General features: G+C 57.8%; 18 protein-coding genes. 10 read left to right on the forward strand and 8 right to left on the reverse strand.

The window, feature by feature from the left end:
* Positions 1-9: 9 nt before the first annotated feature.
* Positions 10-165, reverse strand: a complete 156-nt coding sequence (gene rpmG / locus IT781_RS00080; protein WP_005370539.1) for a 50S ribosomal protein L33 — start codon at positions 163-165, stop codon at positions 10-12.
* A gap of 11 nt (positions 166-176) precedes the next feature.
* Positions 177-413, reverse strand: coding sequence for a 50S ribosomal protein L28 (gene rpmB, locus IT781_RS00085; RefSeq protein WP_194968092.1), 237 nt, complete (start codon positions 411-413; stop codon positions 177-179).
* A 144-nt stretch (positions 414-557) separates the two neighbouring features.
* Between rpmB and gshB the strand changes: the two genes are divergently transcribed.
* Genes gshB through IT781_RS00130 form a run of 9 tightly spaced genes read left to right on the forward strand, consistent with a single transcriptional unit; the run spans position 558 to position 7,262 of the window.
* Positions 558-1,508 carry a glutathione synthase gene (gshB, locus tag IT781_RS00090; RefSeq protein ID WP_194968093.1) on the forward strand — a complete coding sequence of 317 codons (951 nt, stop codon included), beginning with the start codon at positions 558-560 and terminating at the stop codon, positions 1,506-1,508.
* Positions 1,505-2,386, forward strand: coding sequence for a TonB family protein (locus IT781_RS00095; protein ID WP_194968094.1), 882 nt, complete (start codon positions 1,505-1,507; stop codon positions 2,384-2,386). Before gshB ends, IT781_RS00095 begins: the two co-directional genes overlap by 4 nt.
* A gap of 40 nt (positions 2,387-2,426) precedes the next feature.
* Positions 2,427-2,990, forward strand: a complete 564-nt coding sequence (locus IT781_RS00100; protein WP_194968095.1) for a YqgE/AlgH family protein — start codon at positions 2,427-2,429, stop codon at positions 2,988-2,990.
* Positions 2,983-3,444 carry a Holliday junction resolvase RuvX gene (gene ruvX / locus IT781_RS00105; protein WP_194968096.1) on the forward strand — a complete coding sequence of 154 codons (462 nt, stop codon included), beginning with the start codon at positions 2,983-2,985 and terminating at the stop codon, positions 3,442-3,444. The genes IT781_RS00100 and ruvX overlap by 8 nt, the downstream gene beginning before the upstream one ends.
* Positions 3,441-3,962, forward strand: coding sequence for a bifunctional pyr operon transcriptional regulator/uracil phosphoribosyltransferase PyrR (gene pyrR / locus IT781_RS00110; protein ID WP_194968097.1), 522 nt, complete (start codon positions 3,441-3,443; stop codon positions 3,960-3,962). The genes ruvX and pyrR overlap by 4 nt, the downstream gene beginning before the upstream one ends.
* Positions 3,963-3,967: 5 nt before the next feature.
* Positions 3,968-4,933 carry an aspartate carbamoyltransferase catalytic subunit gene (locus tag IT781_RS00115; RefSeq protein ID WP_194968098.1) on the forward strand — a complete coding sequence of 322 codons (966 nt, stop codon included), beginning with the start codon at positions 3,968-3,970 and terminating at the stop codon, positions 4,931-4,933.
* Positions 4,930-6,231, forward strand: coding sequence for a dihydroorotase (locus IT781_RS00120; RefSeq protein ID WP_194968099.1), 1,302 nt, complete (start codon positions 4,930-4,932; stop codon positions 6,229-6,231). Before IT781_RS00115 ends, IT781_RS00120 begins: the two co-directional genes overlap by 4 nt.
* Entirely contained in the window at positions 6,221-6,526 is a 306-nt protein-coding gene (locus tag IT781_RS00125; protein WP_194968100.1) for a cytochrome c, read from the forward strand. The genes IT781_RS00120 and IT781_RS00125 overlap by 11 nt, the downstream gene beginning before the upstream one ends.
* A gap of 4 nt (positions 6,527-6,530) precedes the next feature.
* Positions 6,531-7,262, forward strand: a complete 732-nt coding sequence (locus IT781_RS00130) for a TIGR00730 family Rossman fold protein (RefSeq protein WP_194968101.1) — start codon at positions 6,531-6,533, stop codon at positions 7,260-7,262.
* Between the two features lie 35 nt (positions 7,263-7,297).
* Here IT781_RS00130 and IT781_RS00135 read toward each other — a convergent pair whose 3' ends face one another.
* Both IT781_RS00135 and hemL read right to left on the reverse strand, forming a co-directional pair.
* Positions 7,298-8,647, reverse strand: coding sequence for a DNA recombination protein RmuC (locus IT781_RS00135; RefSeq protein ID WP_194968102.1), 1,350 nt, complete (start codon positions 8,645-8,647; stop codon positions 7,298-7,300).
* Positions 8,648-8,735: 88 nt separating this feature from the next.
* Positions 8,736-10,016 (reverse strand): glutamate-1-semialdehyde 2,1-aminomutase, encoded by a 1,281-nt coding sequence (hemL, locus tag IT781_RS00140; protein ID WP_194968103.1) that lies wholly within the window; start codon positions 10,014-10,016, stop codon positions 8,736-8,738.
* A 203-nt stretch (positions 10,017-10,219) separates the two neighbouring features.
* On the opposite strand from hemL, the gene IT781_RS00145 reads away from it, so the two are divergent.
* Complete coding sequence (locus tag IT781_RS00145; RefSeq protein ID WP_228778824.1) at positions 10,220-11,050, forward strand: cytochrome c oxidase assembly protein; 831 nt, start codon at positions 10,220-10,222, stop codon at positions 11,048-11,050.
* On the opposite strand, the gene IT781_RS00150 is transcribed toward IT781_RS00145, so the two are convergent.
* From IT781_RS00150 to ctaD, 4 genes are read right to left on the reverse strand one after another with little or no spacing between them, the layout of a single operon-like run.
* Positions 11,051-12,301: a cytochrome c gene (locus tag IT781_RS00150; RefSeq protein WP_228778825.1), complete on the reverse strand. Its 1,251-nt coding sequence runs from the start codon at positions 12,299-12,301 to the stop codon at positions 11,051-11,053.
* 5 nt (positions 12,302-12,306) lie between these two features.
* Positions 12,307-12,720 (reverse strand): hypothetical protein, encoded by a 414-nt coding sequence (locus tag IT781_RS00155; protein WP_194968105.1) that lies wholly within the window; start codon positions 12,718-12,720, stop codon positions 12,307-12,309.
* Positions 12,721-12,728: 8 nt separating this feature from the next.
* Positions 12,729-13,328, reverse strand: a complete 600-nt coding sequence (locus tag IT781_RS00160) for a cytochrome c oxidase subunit 3 (RefSeq protein WP_194968106.1) — start codon at positions 13,326-13,328, stop codon at positions 12,729-12,731.
* The gene (ctaD, locus tag IT781_RS00165) at positions 13,321-15,303 is read right to left on the reverse strand and encodes a cytochrome c oxidase subunit I (RefSeq protein WP_194968107.1); all 1,983 of its coding nucleotides are present in this window, start codon (positions 15,301-15,303) and stop codon (positions 13,321-13,323) included. Before ctaD ends, IT781_RS00160 begins: the two co-directional genes overlap by 8 nt.
* Between the last annotated feature and the right edge of the window lies 1 nt (position 15,304).

A 15,304-nucleotide genomic window follows, 5' to 3' on the forward strand; every position in this document is an offset into this window, starting at 1 on the left:
AACCAACGATTACTTGATTTTGGCTTCTTTATAGATAACGTGCTTGCGAACAACAGGATCAAATTTTTTGATCTCCATTTTTTCAGGCATTGTACGTTTGTTTTTGGTTGTGGTATAGAAATGACCAGTGCCTTCGGTAGAAACCAGTTTGATTTTATCGCGCATTTTCTAACTCCTTAAGCGTTTTCGCCGCGTTTACGCAAATCAGCCAGAACAGCGTCAATGCCTTTTTTATCGATGACACGCATGCCTTTAGCAGAAACTCTGAGACGAACCCAGCGGTTCTCGCTTTCTACCCAGAATCTGTGGTGTTGCAGGTTCGGGCTGAAGCGTCTTCTGGTTTTGTTGTTGGCGTGCGATACGTTATTTCCGGTAACGGGGCGTTTGCCTGTTACTTGACATACTCTGGACATGATTAACCTCTTAGTGTGCCTTTAAATTCAAAAGTTAGCCGAGCTTTATACCAAAAAATCTTTTCAAGGTAAACAACAATCGATAAAATGACTGACGTAAAACCATTCACCATTTGTTTTTCAAGTAATTACAACAGGACCCACATGCCTATCAAACTCGGCATGGTCATGGATTCCATCGGCCATATCAATATAAAGAAAGACACCAGTTTTGCCATGCTGCTTGAAGCCCAGTCCAGAGGCTGGGAACTGCACTACATGGAACTCAACGAGCTGTACCTGAGAGACGGCAGGGCTTATGCCAGAACGCGAACGCTGAGCGTTCAGCGCGACGAAAAGCAGTGGTATCAATTCCTGGCGGAGCAGGATATTGCCCTGGATGCGCTGGACGTGATCCTGATGCGCAAGGATCCGCCTTTCGACCAGGAATACATCTATGCGACTTATTTATTGGAACGCGCGGAAAACATGGGGGTTTATGTCGTCAACAAGCCGCAGTCGCTGCGCGATGCCAACGAGAAGCTGTTTACGGCCTGGTTTCCGCAATGCTGCGCACCGACGCTAGTAGCGCGCGAGCCTGCCAGAATCCGGCATTTTCTGCAGGAACAGGGAGAAATCATTTTAAAGCCGCTGGACGGCATGGGCGGGACGTCCATTTTCCATTTGCGCCAGAACGATCCCAATCTCAGCGTGATCCTGGAAACCATGACGCACTATAACAGCCGCTATGTCATGGCTCAGAAGTATCTGCCGGAGATTAAAGACGGCGATAAGCGTATTCTACTGGTTAACGGCGAAGCTGTGCCTTATGCGCTGGCGCGTATTCCTGCCCAGGGCGAGACGCGCGGAAATCTGGCGGCCGGCGGCACTGCCGAAGGGCGCAAACTGACGGAAAGGGACTTGTGGATTGCCAATCAGGTCGGGCCGACGCTGCGGGAAAAAGGCCTTGTTTTTGCGGGCATTGATGTGATCGGCGATACGCTGACCGAGATCAATGTCACCAGCCCAACTTGCGTGCAGGAACTGGACCGGCAGTTTGGGCTTAATATTGCCGGTCTGTTGATGGATCATATTGAAGGTAAGATACAACGATGAATGCGGTAGCCATGTTCGATCCTCCACCCTCCCTGTCCAACAACGACTCACTATTGATAACGCTGTTTCTGGCGGCTGTCGTGCACATTGTCCTTATTTTAGGCATTAGTTTCGACATGCCTAAACCGGAAAAAGTGCACCGATCCATTGATATCGTTCTGGTCAATGCGCCGGCGAAAAAGGCCCCAAAAGAGGCAAAATTTCTGGCGCAGGAAAATCAAATAGGCTCCGGCGAAGAAACCAAAAAGCCCGAGCCGCCCCAGCAGCAACTTCCCAGCCAGGGTGCGAGCGAAGCCAAGCCAGTCGCCAAAAAAGTAGCTGAAGTTGAGAGCAAGCCCAAGGCAGAGAAGAAGATGGTCGTTCAAAAGGTCGCCGAGAAAAAAGTGGTTGCGGCCAGCAAGCCTGAGGAAGGTGAAAAGAAACAGCAGCCGCGCCCGCGTTTGTCGGCCGCAGACCTGCAGCAGCAAATCGCCCAATTAGGCACCGAAATAAGGCAAAAGCAGGAAAGCGCCGATAATGCAGGGATAAAGTTTGTCAATCAATTGAGCGCTCACAAAGCGATCGGCATGCAATACATGAAAGACTGGGAAAACAAAGTGGAGCGGACCGGCAACCTCAACTATCCGGAAGTAGCCGCCAAGAAAAATTTCTCGGCAACGTTGACGATGGATGTCGGCATCAGCGCCGACGGCAGCATCTACAGCATGCGCATCAACCGGTCCTCGGGCAATCCCGCACTTGACGAGGCCGCCAAAAACATCGTCAAAATGAGTGCGCCTTTTCCGCCATTGCCGGCGGAAGTGCTCAAGGAAACCAAAGTACTGGTGATTCCCAGAGTCTGGAAATTCTCCGATGAATCCGGCATGACTTCACAATAAATATTTGCAGCGCCAACCATAACCCGGGATACTACGGCACATGAACGGAGCAACCTATCTAACCAATCAATTCATTATCGCCATGCCCAATCTGGCCGATCCCAACTTTTTTCATACGGTGACTTACTTGTGTCAGCATAATGAAGAAGGTGCTTTGGGGATCGTCATCAACCGGCCGGCGGATATGAAGCTGGGCGAGATTTTTAAGCAAATGCAAATCCATGTCTCATCCGGGACAGCGGCCGATGCGCCTGTTTTTATCGGTGGCCCGGTGCAGATCGAGCGTGGCTTCGTGATCCATAGCCCCGGCGGCAATTGGGATTCGAGCCTGGCGGTATCCGACACCATTGCACTGACGACTTCGCGCGATATTCTGGAGGCTATTGCCACTGATAAAGGCCCTGAACAGTATCTGATCGCTTTAGGCTATGCGGGTTGGGGCGAAGGCCAGCTGGAAAGCGAAATGATGGACAATGCCTGGCTGAACACGCCCTGCGGCAAAGAAGTCTTATTCGACACGCCGATCGAGCAGCGCTGGAGCGCCGCAGCCAGCCAGATCGGCATTAATATCAATTTGCTGACGACACCGGCCGGGCATGGCTAGACAAGACCCGCTGTTAGCGAAATCGGGGGCCGATACTTATCTGGGCTTCGATTTCGGCAATAAGAAGATCGGTGTCGCCGTCGGGCAAACGACTACGGGGACGGCAAGCCCGCTGCAAACCATCCGCTCCATCAATCAAACGCCCAATTGGGATGTCATCGGCAAGCTGATTCAGCAATGGCAGCCTGCCGGGCTCGTGGTCGGCATTTCCAGGCAGGCTGACGGTTCGGATAATCCGGTAACGCCGCGCATGCTAAAATTCTGCCGGCAGCTGGAGGGGCGTTATCACCTGCCTGTTTACCAGCAGGATGAAAGCCTGTCGACATTCGAAGCCAAACAGATGCTGTTCGATGATGTCGGCGTCAATGCGACCAAACTCTGGGAAGTGCAGGATCAGCTGGCCGCCCAGCTGATCCTGCAAACTTGGCTCAATGACCCTATAAATAAAACATGACTACGCATAATCTGGAAATTCCCGCATTACTGAATAAACTGGAAGCCGAGCTGAAAAGCGTCATCATCGAACGCCGGCTTGAAAATCCCTTGATAATCGGTATCCGTACCGGCGGCGTTTGGGTGGCCGAACGCATGCATCAGTGCCTGGGGCTGAGTGAGCCGCTGGGGCTGCTGGACATCTCGTTTTACCGCGATGATTTCTCGCAAATCGGCGTCAATCCGAACGTCAAGCCGAGCCATCTGCCGCCCACTATCGAAGGCCGCGATATTATCCTGGTGGATGATGTGTTTTGTACCGGGCGCACGATCCGGGCCGCATTGAACGAAATTTTCGACTACGGCCGGCCTAACCAGGTAGTCCTGGCCGTGCTGATCCAGCGCGACGGCCGGCAGATTCCATTGAGCCCGGATTGCGCCGGCGCCGTTATCAAGCTCAATGCCAATGAGCGCATCAAACTGACCGGCCCCGAGCCCCTGGCGATTCATGTGCAAACGATTGAGGAAGCATTGGCATAATATCCATGGTTGATAATCTACAGTTAAATTCGGAAGGCAAGCTCAAACACTTCCTGACCATTGAAGGGCTAAACAAAAACCTGCTGACGGAAATTCTCGACACCGCCGAGTCTTTTGCCGGCATGTCCGAGCAACAGGTCAAAAAAGTGCCGCTGCTGCGCGGCAAGACCATCGTCAACCTGTTCTTTGAAAACAGCACGCGCACGCGCACGACCTTCGAACTGGCCGCGACGCGCCTATCCGCCGATGTCCTGAGCATGAACATCGCCACCTCGGCAACCTCGAAAGGCGAAAGCCTGCTCGACACCATCCGCAACCTGGAATCGATGTTCGTGGACATGTTCGTCGTGCGCCACGCCATCAGCGGCGCGGCCCATTTCATCGCCCAGCACACGGCGCCGCATATCAGCGTCATCAACGCCGGCGACGGCCAGCACGCACATCCGACCCAGGCCATGCTGGACATGTTCACGATCCGCCAGATCAAACAGGACTTCTCGCGGCTGCGCGTGGCGATCATCGGCGACATCCTGCATTCGCGGGTCGCACGCTCGCAGATTCTGGCATTGAATACTCTGGGCGCGGCCGAAGTCCGCGTCATCGCGCCCAAAACACTGCTGCCCGCGCATGTGGAGACGCTCGGCGTGACCGTATCGCACAACTTGAACGAAGGCTTGAAGGATATCGACGTCATCATCATGCTGCGCCTGCAAAAAGAACGCATGACCTCGGCGCTGCTGCCCAGCGAGAGCGAATATTTCAAATGCTTCGGGCTGACCGAAGACAAGCTGAAAATCGCCAAACCCGATGCTATCGTCATGCATCCCGGACCAATCAACCGCGGCGTCGAAATCGATTCCAAAGTCGCCGACGGTCCGCAGTCCGTTATCCTGAAGCAGGTCAGCAACGGCATCGCCGTGCGCATGGCGGTCATGTCCATGGCCATGCAAAGACAGGGAGCCTTATCATGAGCCGCATAAAAATCAGCCAGGGGCGCATCGTCGATCCCGCCAACAAAATCGACCATGTCGGTTCCGTCTATATTGCCGACGGCAAGATCGTTTCCGTACTCAACGAACCGGACGGCTTCAGGCCCGACCGGATTATCGATGCATATGGTCAAATCATTTGCCCGGGCTTCATTGATCTGAGCACGCGCCTGCGCGAGCCGGGACAAAGCCGCAAGGCGACGTTCGCCAGCGAAACGGCGGCCGCCGCCAGCGCCGGCGTCACGACTCTATGCCTGCAACCCGATACCGTGCCGGTCATCGATACGCCGGCGGTCGCGGAACTGGTCAAGGACCTCGCCGAGAAAGCCGGCTATGCCCAGATCTATCCGATCGCGGCGCTGAGCCAGAAACTGGAGGGCAACGAACTGAGCAACATGCTGTCGCTGAAACAGGCCGGCTGCATCGCGGTCGGCAATGCCAATCAGCCGGTCAAAAACCTGCTGATTCTGCGCCGCGCCATGGAGTATGCCGCCAGCCATGACCTGCTACTGATGTTCCGGCCCAACGATTACTGGCTGGGCCATAAAGGCTGCGCGCATGAGGGCGCGTTCGCGACGCGCTATGGCCTGCCGAGCATCCCGGAAGCGGCCGAAACCATCGCCTTGGCGCAATGTCTGGAACTGGCCGAGCTGACCGGCTGCCGCGTGCATTTCGGCCAGCTCAGCGGCAAGCGCTCCGTCATCCGGATTCATCAGGCGAAGAAATACGGCCTCGATGTCAGCGCCGATGTGGCTATGCATCAGCTGCATCTGACCGAAAACGACATTGCGCCGTTCGACAGCGCCTATCATGTCCTGCCGCCGCTACGCACCGAAGAGGACAAGGAGTACCTGCGGCAGGGGCTGGCCGGCGGCACGATCAACAGCATCTGCTCCGACCACCAGCCGCACGATCTCGACGCCAAGCTCGGCGCCTTCCCGGAAACCGAGCCGGGCATGTCGACGCTGGAAACGCTGCTGCCTTTGATGCTGACGCTCGTCGCGCAACGGGCCATCACGCTGACGCAGGGCATTGCGGCCCTGGCTGAGAAACCGGCGCAGATCCTGCGCCTGAGGAGCGGAGCGCTGACGCCGGGATTTTCCGCCGATGTCTGTGTGTTTGATCCGGAACTGAACTGGCAAGTCAATCAGGACAGCTGGAAAAGCCAGGGCGCCAATACGCCGTTTTGGGGCCAGACCCTGAAAGGCCGCGTGACGCATACCTTGCAGGGCGGCCGGATCATTCATGAGCTGGTGCGGGAAGCCAGTCATGAACAATAAGCTGGCCTTGATCGGTGCGGCCCTGCTGATAGCGGGCTGCACAAGAGACTATATGCCCGAATCCGGCGCCAGCGGCGAGCTGATCTTCAAGGCCGCCTGCGCCGAATGTCACAACAAAGGGATAGACAGCGTGCCAGGCAAGCTGTTTACGCTGGACAGCGACAAGGCGACGCCGACTTATATCGCTCACAAGGTGCATGCCGGCTCGCTGATGATGCCGAAATTCCCCAATATCAAAGACCAGGACATGCGCGCGCTCAGCGCATATGTCCTGGACCACAGTCTGAGGGATTGAAGCGATGGACTGCTGGAAGAACCATTATGATGCCTCGGGCATTATCGAGGATATGAAAGGCGACCAGTCCTGGCGCATCTTCAGAATCATCAGCGAATTTACCGAGGGCTTCGACAGGCTGTCCGGCCTGTGCGAGGCCGTGTCGATTTTCGGCTCGGCGCGGCTTGGCCGCGATCATGCTTATTATCAGAAAACGGTCGAAGTGGCCGAACTGCTGGCGCAAAACGGTTTTGCGATTATCAGCGGCGGTGGTCCCGGCATTATGGAGGCGGCCAATAAAGGCGCTTATCTGCAGGAGCGTTCCTCTATCGGCCTGAACATCAATCTGCCGATGGAGCAGCGGTCCAATCTTTATCAGAGCGTCACGCTGGATTTTCGTTATTTTTTCGTGCGTAAAGTCATGTTCGTGCGCTATTCGATGGGCTATATCTGCATGCCCGGCGGTTACGGCACGCTCGATGAGCTCTTTGAGGCGCTGACGCTGATGCAGACGCGCAAAATATATCCGATGCCTCTGGTGCTGTTCGGCACCGAGTTCTGGGGCGGCCTGATCGATTGGATTAAAACGACCCTGATCAAGTATGAAACCATCTCGCCGCAAGATCTGGATTTAATCAAGGTGACCGATGACCCGCAGGAAGTGCTGCAGGTCATGATCGAGCACCGGGAATGGAAAAACAGGCAGCGCGCGCGGTCGATCAAGGAATCGAGGCGAGAGGCTGAAGCGTTCAGCTAATGCTGCGCGGCCTGTGAGGGCGACTTTAGTCGCCCTTATAAGTTTTCAAATGTGGCATCCTGACCGGCTTCGTCGCTTTCCAGCCCAGCCTGTTCGGTAATGCTTTTAGGAAACGTCTTCTTGACCTTGACGCCCAGGTCGACAAAACTGCTGGCCTGACGGATCAGGTTGCCGTTGCCTCGCGTCAGTTTATTCATGACGCTGTCGTAGGTCGCGTTGACCGTGCTCAGCTGCCTGCCCAGCCTGTCGAGATCATCGACAAACCCGCGGATTTTGTCATAGAGAATGCCGGCTTTGTCGGCTATGGCCCGGGCATTCTCGTTCTGGCGCTCATAACGCCAGATATTCTCGATCGTGCGCAAGGTCGCCAGCAATATGGTCGGCGTGATGATCACGATCTTGTGCTCGAGGGCATCGGTGAACAAGCGCTCATCGCCCTGGACGGCGGCGATGAAGGCCGGCTCGATCGGCATGAACAGCAGGACAAAATCCAGCGACCGCAGGCCCTTCAGGCTGGCGTAGTCTTTCTGGCTCAGGCTCTTGATATGCTCGCGCACGGCGTCCGTGTGCTGCTTCAAGGCCAGCGCCTTTTCCTGGTCGTCTTCGCTGGCACAGTAGCGCTCATAGGCCAGCAGCGACACCTTGGAATCGATGATGATGTCCTTGCCCTCGGGCAGGCGGATGATGATATCGGGTTTGAACAGCCGGTTGTCCTCATCCCTGAACGCGCCTTGCGTCTCATACTCGATGCCCTTGCGCAGACCCGACTGTTCCAGCACTTTTTCCAGGACCATCTCGCCCCAATTGCCCTGGGCTTTCTTGTCGCCTTTCAGGGCGCGCGTCAGGTTCAGCGCCTCCTGGTTCATCTGCGCCGTATCGCGCCGCAATGAAATGATCTCTTCGCGCAGGGAAATGCGGTCTTTGTTTTCGTTGTCGTAAACCGTTTCGATGCGCTGCTTGAACTCGCCCAGCTGCTCGCGCAGCGGCGTCACGATGTGGTCGAGGCTGGCTTTGTTGTGTTCGGTAAACTGCCGGCTGCGCTCATCGAAGATTTTGCCCGCCAGATTCTCAAACTGGGTTTTCAGCCGGACTTCGGCATCCTGCAGCAGCGCCAGCTTTTCAGCCGCATGCTTGGCCTGCTCGTCCATGCGCGCCTGCAAGTGGGCATTTTGGGCCTGGGCCTGCATCAGGAGCTGCTGATACTGTTTTAATTCGGCTTCACGGCCTTGCAGTTGCTTTAATTTTTCTTCGGCGACAGCCAGATCGGTCGACAGCCGCGCGATAAGCGTTTTATTGCGGCCATTGGCCAGGCCCATCACGACTGCGCCTATTAAAGTACCGATTAAGGCAAATACCCAGGCGGGTATGCTATTGAGCAAATCCATATTACATCTCGGATTTCAGAGCGGGGCGATAGATAGCGCCGGGTTCGTACTCAGATCTGGGCACGAACCGCGAGCGGTTATCATTCTATTATAAACGTTTGAAGATGGCCTCAGCGGTATCAAGCGTCTGATTCAGGTCCTCGTCCGTATGCGCAATGGATACAAACCCGGCTTCAAAAGCCGACGGCGCCAGATAAACGCCTTGCTCCAGCATGGCATGGAAGAAGCGCTTGAACAGGTTCTGGTCGCATTGCATGGCCTGGGCAAAGCTCGTTACCCGCTCGGCTTCGGTGAAAAACAGTCCGAACATGCCGCCGACGGCATTGGTGCTCAGTGCGATGCCGGCCTGTTGGGCGCGCTGCTTCATGCCGGCTGTCAGTTTTTCGGTTTTGGCCGTCAGGTCCTCAAAGAAGCCGGGGCGCGAGATCAGTTCCAGCGTCTTCAAGCCGGCAGCCATCGCCACCGGGTTGCCCGACAGCGTGCCGGCCTGATAGACGGGTCCCAGCGGCGCCAGGCATTCCATGATCTTGCGCTTGCCGCCGAAAGCGCCGACCGGCATGCCGCCGCCGATGACCTTGCCCAGCGTCGTCAGATCCGGAGTAATGTCATACAAACCCTGGGCACCGTGCAGGCCGACCCGGAAGCCGGTCATGACCTCATCGAAGATCAGCACGCTGCCGTACTGGTCGCAGGCCTGGCGCAAGGTTTCCAGGAATCCCGGCACCGGCGGAATGCAGTTCATATTGCCGGCGACCGGCTCGACGATAATGCAGGCGATCTGCTCGCCAAGCTCGCTGAACAGCGTTTTGACCACCTCGCTGTCGTTATAGGCCAGGGTAATGGTGTTTTCGGCGAAGGCGGCCGGCACGCCCGGCGAGCTCGGTACGCCCAGCGTCAGGGCGCCGGAGCCGGCCTTAACAAGCAGGGAGTCGGAATGGCCGTGATAGCAGCCTTCGAATTTGACGATCTTGTCGCGGCCGGTATAGCCGCGCGCCAGCCGGATTGCGCTCATGGTCGCTTCGGTGCCGGAGCTGACCATTCTGACCAGATCGATGGACGGTACCAGTTCGGTCACGCACTCGGCCATGCGTGTCTCGATTTCGGTCGGCGCGCCAAAGCTCAGGCCTCTCTCGGCAGCCGCCTTGACCGCTGCGATCACTTCGGGATGGGCATGGCCTAACACCATAGGGCCCCACGAGCCGACGTAATCGATATAGCGATTGTCCTGGCTGTCGTAAATATAAGCGCCGCTGGCCCGGTCGATAAAAACAGGCGTGCCGCCCACGCCGCTGAAAGAACGCACGGGCGAATTCACGCCGCCCGGAATGACGCGTTTGGCATCGGAAAATAAAACAGCTGCTTCAGTCATAATTTTTCAGTTAAAGTTAATTTTGAATGGCGTAAAGGATAGGGGAACTTGACCGGGATTGGAAGGGGTTATCACGATCAAGATGCGTATGCTGCCGCACAGACCCGCTTTTTTGCCTGGATTAGGCTGGTAGCGGCTGCCGATAGACAGGCTCGGCTTTAAAACCGATGAAGACTGGTTTCAACAATTGAAAAGGGAGAATCATGCGCAGGCTTTTGCTGTCACGTATTCTAAAAGCGATCTGCCGGCGGGGTTTGCTGCCGATAACCGTCATGTTTATGACGATGGGATCGGCTCAGGCGCATGGGCTGATTGAAGAAACAGGCCGCGCACGATTACCGGTCATAGCCAGCGGGCTGTTGCTGGCTGCGCTCTGGTTGGCCTATTGCATCGGAGCCCGGCGCGTGCGGCCCGCAACAGGCCGATGGCTGGCATTTCAAGGCGCCAGCCTGATCGCGGCATTGACCTCGTTCGGGCCATCGCAGCCCTGGCTCGGAAGCGGCTCGGCCGCGCACATGATTCAGCATCTGTTGATCATGGCCGTGATCGCGCCGCTCTATGCGCTGGCGCGGCCGTTGCCGCAATGGCTGGCGGCAACGGGGCGGGCAGGCCGTTGGCTCTTCAGGCCGCTTTTGCATTTAAGCCGTTACCCGATCTGGGCAGGCGGCTTGCAGGGCGCCGCGATCTGGTTCTGGCATGCGCCAAAGTTTTATAACCTGGCCTTGGCTGATCCCAAATGGCATTTCGTCGAACATGCCAGCTTCGCGCTGGGGGCCGGCCTTTTCTGGTGGTCGGTATTGGGCCGGCACAGCGCAACGGCCTTGCCGGCTCTGCTGTTTACGTTTATGCATATGGGCATGCTCGGCGCTCTGCTGACTTTCGCACAGACGCCCTTATACGATGACAGGCTCGATCTTCAGGACCAGCAACTGGCCGGCCTGATCATGTGGGTGCCGGGCGGCCTGCCTTATCTGCTCGCCGGCGGCTGGTGCGGCTTGCGTTGGTTCCGGCAGTTGACGCCGAGGTCTGAATGATCACTGCCGCAACGCCTCGCGCAGCAACGAAACCTCGCGTGTTGTAACCGGCGATGCGGCATTGCCCCAGCTGTTGCGGATAAAGCTCAGGACTTCGGCGATCTGGCGATCAGACAGTTTTTTGGCAAAGCTGGGCATCTTTTCTGATTTCGAGCCGCTTTGAGTCTGCGTAATCTCGCCGCCTTCCAGCGTCAGGCGGATCAGCGACGCTGGGATGCGGGCGAGCACGGACGGATTGCCGGCCAGCTTCGGAAATTTGCGCGCTTCGCCCTCGCCGCCTGCCTTATGGCACTTGGCGCAGAATGACTGATAAATGCCGACACCCGGCCGCTCGATTTCGCCGGTTACGATCGCCGACAGCTCTACGGCGACGGCCGGCGCATCGGGCTCGTAGGACGCTTTTTCGCTCCGGGGCGGCAAGGACTTCAGATAGTGGGCAATAGCCTTGAGATCCTGATTGCGCAAATACTTCGTGCTGTTCTCAATCACCTCCACCATGTTGCCGAAAACCACGCCCACATCGCTGTGGCCGGTTCCCAGGAAGGATGCGATGGCTTCTTCCGGGAACCGGCCCAGGCCCGAGGCCGGCGCTCCGGTCAGATTGGCGGCAAACCAGTTGTCGACGACCGCGCCGGTCAGGTAGTAAGGCGAGGCTTCCGCATAGCCTTTTTCCTGAAACGCCAGCCCGCGCGGCGTGTGACAGGCGCCGCAGTGGCCCAGGGACTGCACTAGATACGCGCCCCGGTTCCATTCCGCATCGCGGTCCGGGCTCGGTTCAAAGCGTTCATGGTTGACGAAGAGCATATCCCAGAATAACAGCGTCCAGCGCTGGTTGAACGGGAAGGGCAGCCGGGTTTCGGGCGGCCGGTGCCTGACCGGTTTCACTTCCTTCATGAAATAGTCGTACAGGGCGCGGACATCGTCGTCCTTTATGGCCTTGAACGAAGCATAAGGCATGGCCGGATACAGGCGTTTGCCGCCTTTGGCCACGCCATCCCTGAGTGCGCGGCTGAAATCCTCCAGCGTGTAGCGGCCGATGCCGGTTTCAGGATCTGGCGTGATGTTGGTCGAATAGATGATCCCGAAAGGAGAGTTGATCGGCAGGCCGCCGGCAAAAAGTGCACCTTCCGTTCCGGCCGTATGGCAGGCCACGCAATCGCCTGCCCGGGCCAGGTAGGCTCCGAGGCTGGTCTGTGCCATGGCAAGGCCCGGCAGCAACGACCCACAGATGCAGAGCAATAGTCTTATCATGCGATTCAATGCCAGGGACTGCATGGCGACACCAGTAGGACCGCACAAGCCGTAAACAGCACCGCCATGGTGAAAATGAAGCTTGACATGGCGCCCAATTTGGCCAGAAACTGGGCTCGGTCATCCCGCTCTTCCAGTAACGGCGCACGTGTCTGCCGGCACAAAGTCCAGGCCATGAAGCCCGACAGCAGGGCTATTGCCAGGCAGGCGCCGCTGATCAAAGCCAGCGTGGCCAGCAGCCCTTGCCAGACCGGTTCGGGCAGCGGCATCTGATAGGGATAGCAGGCCTGGGCGGCCAGCGGCTCGCTTAACGACAGCTGCGCCACCCAGGCAATCGGCGCGCCGAACAGCGCCGTCAGCAGGTACAGGGTGCTTACCCGGCCGGGTCGTTTAAATGAAGCAGGGGCATTGGCGTACACGGCATCTCCTAAAAGAGGTAGGGCGTCAGATACAGCGTGGTAAAGACGAACAGCCAGACCACGTCGACGAAATGCCAGTAGACGCCGCCGATCGTGACAGCAGCATAACGCCGGTCGTCAAAATAGCCGAGCGCGGTCCAGAGCAGCAACAGCAGCAGGATCACCAGTCCGACGGCGACATGCAGCAGATGAAAGCCCGTGATCGTGAAGTACAGCGAATCATACAGATTCGCCGTCATGTCATAGTGCTTGTGCCCCCACTCCCTGAACTGAATCATGACAAAGCCGGCGCCCAGCAAAATGGCCACGGCCATCGATGCCAGGCTCCACTGTAATTGCCGGCGCCGGATGCAGCGCTCGCCGGCCCAGACAAAAACGCTGCTGGCCAGCAATATTGCTGTGTTCAGGCTGGCTATGCCCAGTTGCGGCAGGCCTTGCGGCGGCCAGTGCTGCTGCGTTTGCGAGACCAGATAGAAGTAGGAAAACAGCAGATACCCGAACAGCGCGCCTTCGGTCACGATCAGGGCCAGCAATCCCCACCAGCCGCCGGCACGCTTGCCTTCACTGCCGACCGGCAGCGGCCTGTCCAGTTGAATGATTTCAGACATGGGCGACTCCTTTGTCGGGTTTAACGGCCGGCACACGCTGAACCAGGGCCTTGCTCGGCCACAGCCAGGCAATCAGCGACAGACCGGACGCCATGATCATCAGGCCGGCAAAATCCCAGGCATGCAGCAACAGGCCGGCGAAGATCAGGCTGCTGAACAGCCCGAGAAAGAACGGCGCATAAGAGTCTTCCGGCATTTTCAGAATGACGTCCGGCCTGGCATCGAGCGGCGTCGTGCCCAGCGTTTCGCGCCCTTCCATGAGCAGATAGCCGGTCTCGAGACTGGAGCGGCCTGCGCCCTCGTCCAGCCAGTCTTCCCATAAAGGATGGCGGCTGGCGACAACAGGGATGACGGCGAAATTGTAAGCCGGCGGCGGCGAAGGCACGGCCCATTCCAGCGTCGACGCCTGCCAGGGATTTTCCGTCGCCGGCGCGCCGCGTCTCAGGCTGACCAAGACATTGATCAGAAACAGCAGCAGGCCGAGGGCGAACACGAACGAGCCTGCCGATGTGATCAGGTTGACCGTATTCCAGCCCATATTGGGCGCATAGGTATAGATCCGGCGAGGCATGCCCAGCAGGCCGGCGATGTGCATCGGGAAGAAGCCCGCATTGAAACCGATGAACATGACCCAGAAGCTCCATTTCCCTAACGTTTCGTTCATCATGCGGCCGAAGAACTTGGGGAACCAGTAATAGATGCCGCCCACGACCGGGAACACATTGATGCCGAGCAGGACATAATGCAGATGCGCGACGATGAAGTAAGTCTCGTTAAGCTGGAAGTCCAGCGGCACGGCCGCAGTCATGACGCCTGACAGCCCGCCGATCACAAACAGCAGCACGAAGCCGGCGAAAAACAGGAACGGCGTATTGAAGACCGGGCGGCCCAGCCAGATCGTCGCGATCCACGCGAACACGGCGACGGCGCTGGGGATCGAGATGACCATGCTGGTGGCGCCGAAAAACGACAGCGCCAGCGTCGGCAGGCCCGTGGCGAACATGTGATGAACCCAGACCCCGAAGCCGAGCAGCATGGTCGCCATCGTGGATAGCGCGACAGGGGCGTAGCCGACCAGCGGTCGGCGGCAGAACGTCGGCAGCGCGTCCGAGACGATGCCCATGGCCGGCAGCACGACCACATAAACCCAGGGGTGCCCGAACATCCAGAACAGGTGCTGCCACAGCATCGGCTTGCCGCCATTCACGACATCGAAGAAGTGCGTGCCGAACTGCCGGTCCAGCCAGAGCATGAAGAAGGCCAGGCTGACGACGGGGACGGCGAAGACATTGGCGACCGACGCCGTCAGCGTGCCCCAGACCAGGATCGGCACGCGGTCGATCGACATGCCGGGCGCGCGCAGCCGGAACAGCGTGACGATGAAATTGATCGAGCCGACCGTCGTCGAAATGCCCAGCAGCACCATGCCCAGCGCGTAGACATCGATGTTGGGGCCGGTGTCGTACAGGCGGCCGGTCAGCGGCACGTAATTGAACCAGCCGCCATCCGGCGCCTGGCCGAGCGGAAAGCTGGCGTACAGGAACAGGCCTGCGAACAGGAACAGCCAGTACGACAAGGCATTGAGGCGCGGGAACGCCATGTCCCGCGAACCGAGCATGAGCGGCCACAGATAGTTGGAAAAGCCCGACAGCACCGGCAGTGCGTATAGGAAAATCATCGTCACGCCGTGCATCGTGAACAGCTGGTTGTACTGCTCTGGCGTCAGCAAAGTCTGGTCCGGCTGCGCCAGTTGCAGGCGCATGATCAGCGCCTCGATGCCGCCCAGCAGCAAAAATATAAAGGCTGTGGCCAGATAGCGCAAACCGATGGTTTTATGGTCCACCGTCGACAGCCAGCCGCGCCAGCCGGGCTCCGTTTCCCACAGGCCGGCCAGGCGTATTTCGGCGTCCGAACCGAGCGGGGCGCAGCCCATTTCGGGTACGCGGATTAAAGGGCTGTCGGCGCTGTCTGTCATA

The sequence above is a fragment of the Methylobacter sp. BlB1 genome, assembly GCF_015476545.1.
In the GTDB taxonomy this organism is placed as follows: domain Bacteria; phylum Pseudomonadota; class Gammaproteobacteria; order Methylococcales; family Methylomonadaceae; genus Methylobacter.

Coding starts and splice junctions, on each gene's coding strand:
- rpmG (WP_005370539.1), bottom strand. CDS start 165: ATGCGCGATAAAATCAAACTGGTTTCTACCGAAGGCACTGGTCATTTC.
- rpmB (WP_194968092.1), bottom strand. CDS start 413: ATGTCCAGAGTATGTCAAGTAACAGGCAAACGCCCCGTTACCGGAAAT.
- gshB (WP_194968093.1), top strand. CDS start 558: ATGCCTATCAAACTCGGCATGGTCATGGATTCCATCGGCCATATCAAT.
- IT781_RS00095 (WP_194968094.1), top strand. CDS start 1,505: ATGAATGCGGTAGCCATGTTCGATCCTCCACCCTCCCTGTCCAACAAC.
- IT781_RS00100 (WP_194968095.1), top strand. CDS start 2,427: ATGAACGGAGCAACCTATCTAACCAATCAATTCATTATCGCCATGCCC.
- ruvX (WP_194968096.1), top strand. CDS start 2,983: ATGGCTAGACAAGACCCGCTGTTAGCGAAATCGGGGGCCGATACTTAT.
- pyrR (WP_194968097.1), top strand. CDS start 3,441: ATGACTACGCATAATCTGGAAATTCCCGCATTACTGAATAAACTGGAA.
- IT781_RS00115 (WP_194968098.1), top strand. CDS start 3,968: ATGGTTGATAATCTACAGTTAAATTCGGAAGGCAAGCTCAAACACTTC.
- IT781_RS00120 (WP_194968099.1), top strand. CDS start 4,930: ATGAGCCGCATAAAAATCAGCCAGGGGCGCATCGTCGATCCCGCCAAC.
- IT781_RS00125 (WP_194968100.1), top strand. CDS start 6,221: ATGAACAATAAGCTGGCCTTGATCGGTGCGGCCCTGCTGATAGCGGGC.
- IT781_RS00130 (WP_194968101.1), top strand. CDS start 6,531: ATGGACTGCTGGAAGAACCATTATGATGCCTCGGGCATTATCGAGGAT.
- IT781_RS00135 (WP_194968102.1), bottom strand. CDS start 8,647: ATGGATTTGCTCAATAGCATACCCGCCTGGGTATTTGCCTTAATCGGT.
- hemL (WP_194968103.1), bottom strand. CDS start 10,016: ATGACTGAAGCAGCTGTTTTATTTTCCGATGCCAAACGCGTCATTCCG.
- IT781_RS00145 (WP_228778824.1), top strand. CDS start 10,220: ATGCGCAGGCTTTTGCTGTCACGTATTCTAAAAGCGATCTGCCGGCGG.
- IT781_RS00150 (WP_228778825.1), bottom strand. CDS start 12,301: ATGATAAGACTATTGCTCTGCATCTGTGGGTCGTTGCTGCCGGGCCTT.
- IT781_RS00160 (WP_194968106.1), bottom strand. CDS start 13,328: ATGTCTGAAATCATTCAACTGGACAGGCCGCTGCCGGTCGGCAGTGAA.
- ctaD (WP_194968107.1), bottom strand. CDS start 15,303: ATGACAGACAGCGCCGACAGCCCTTTAATCCGCGTACCCGAAATGGGC.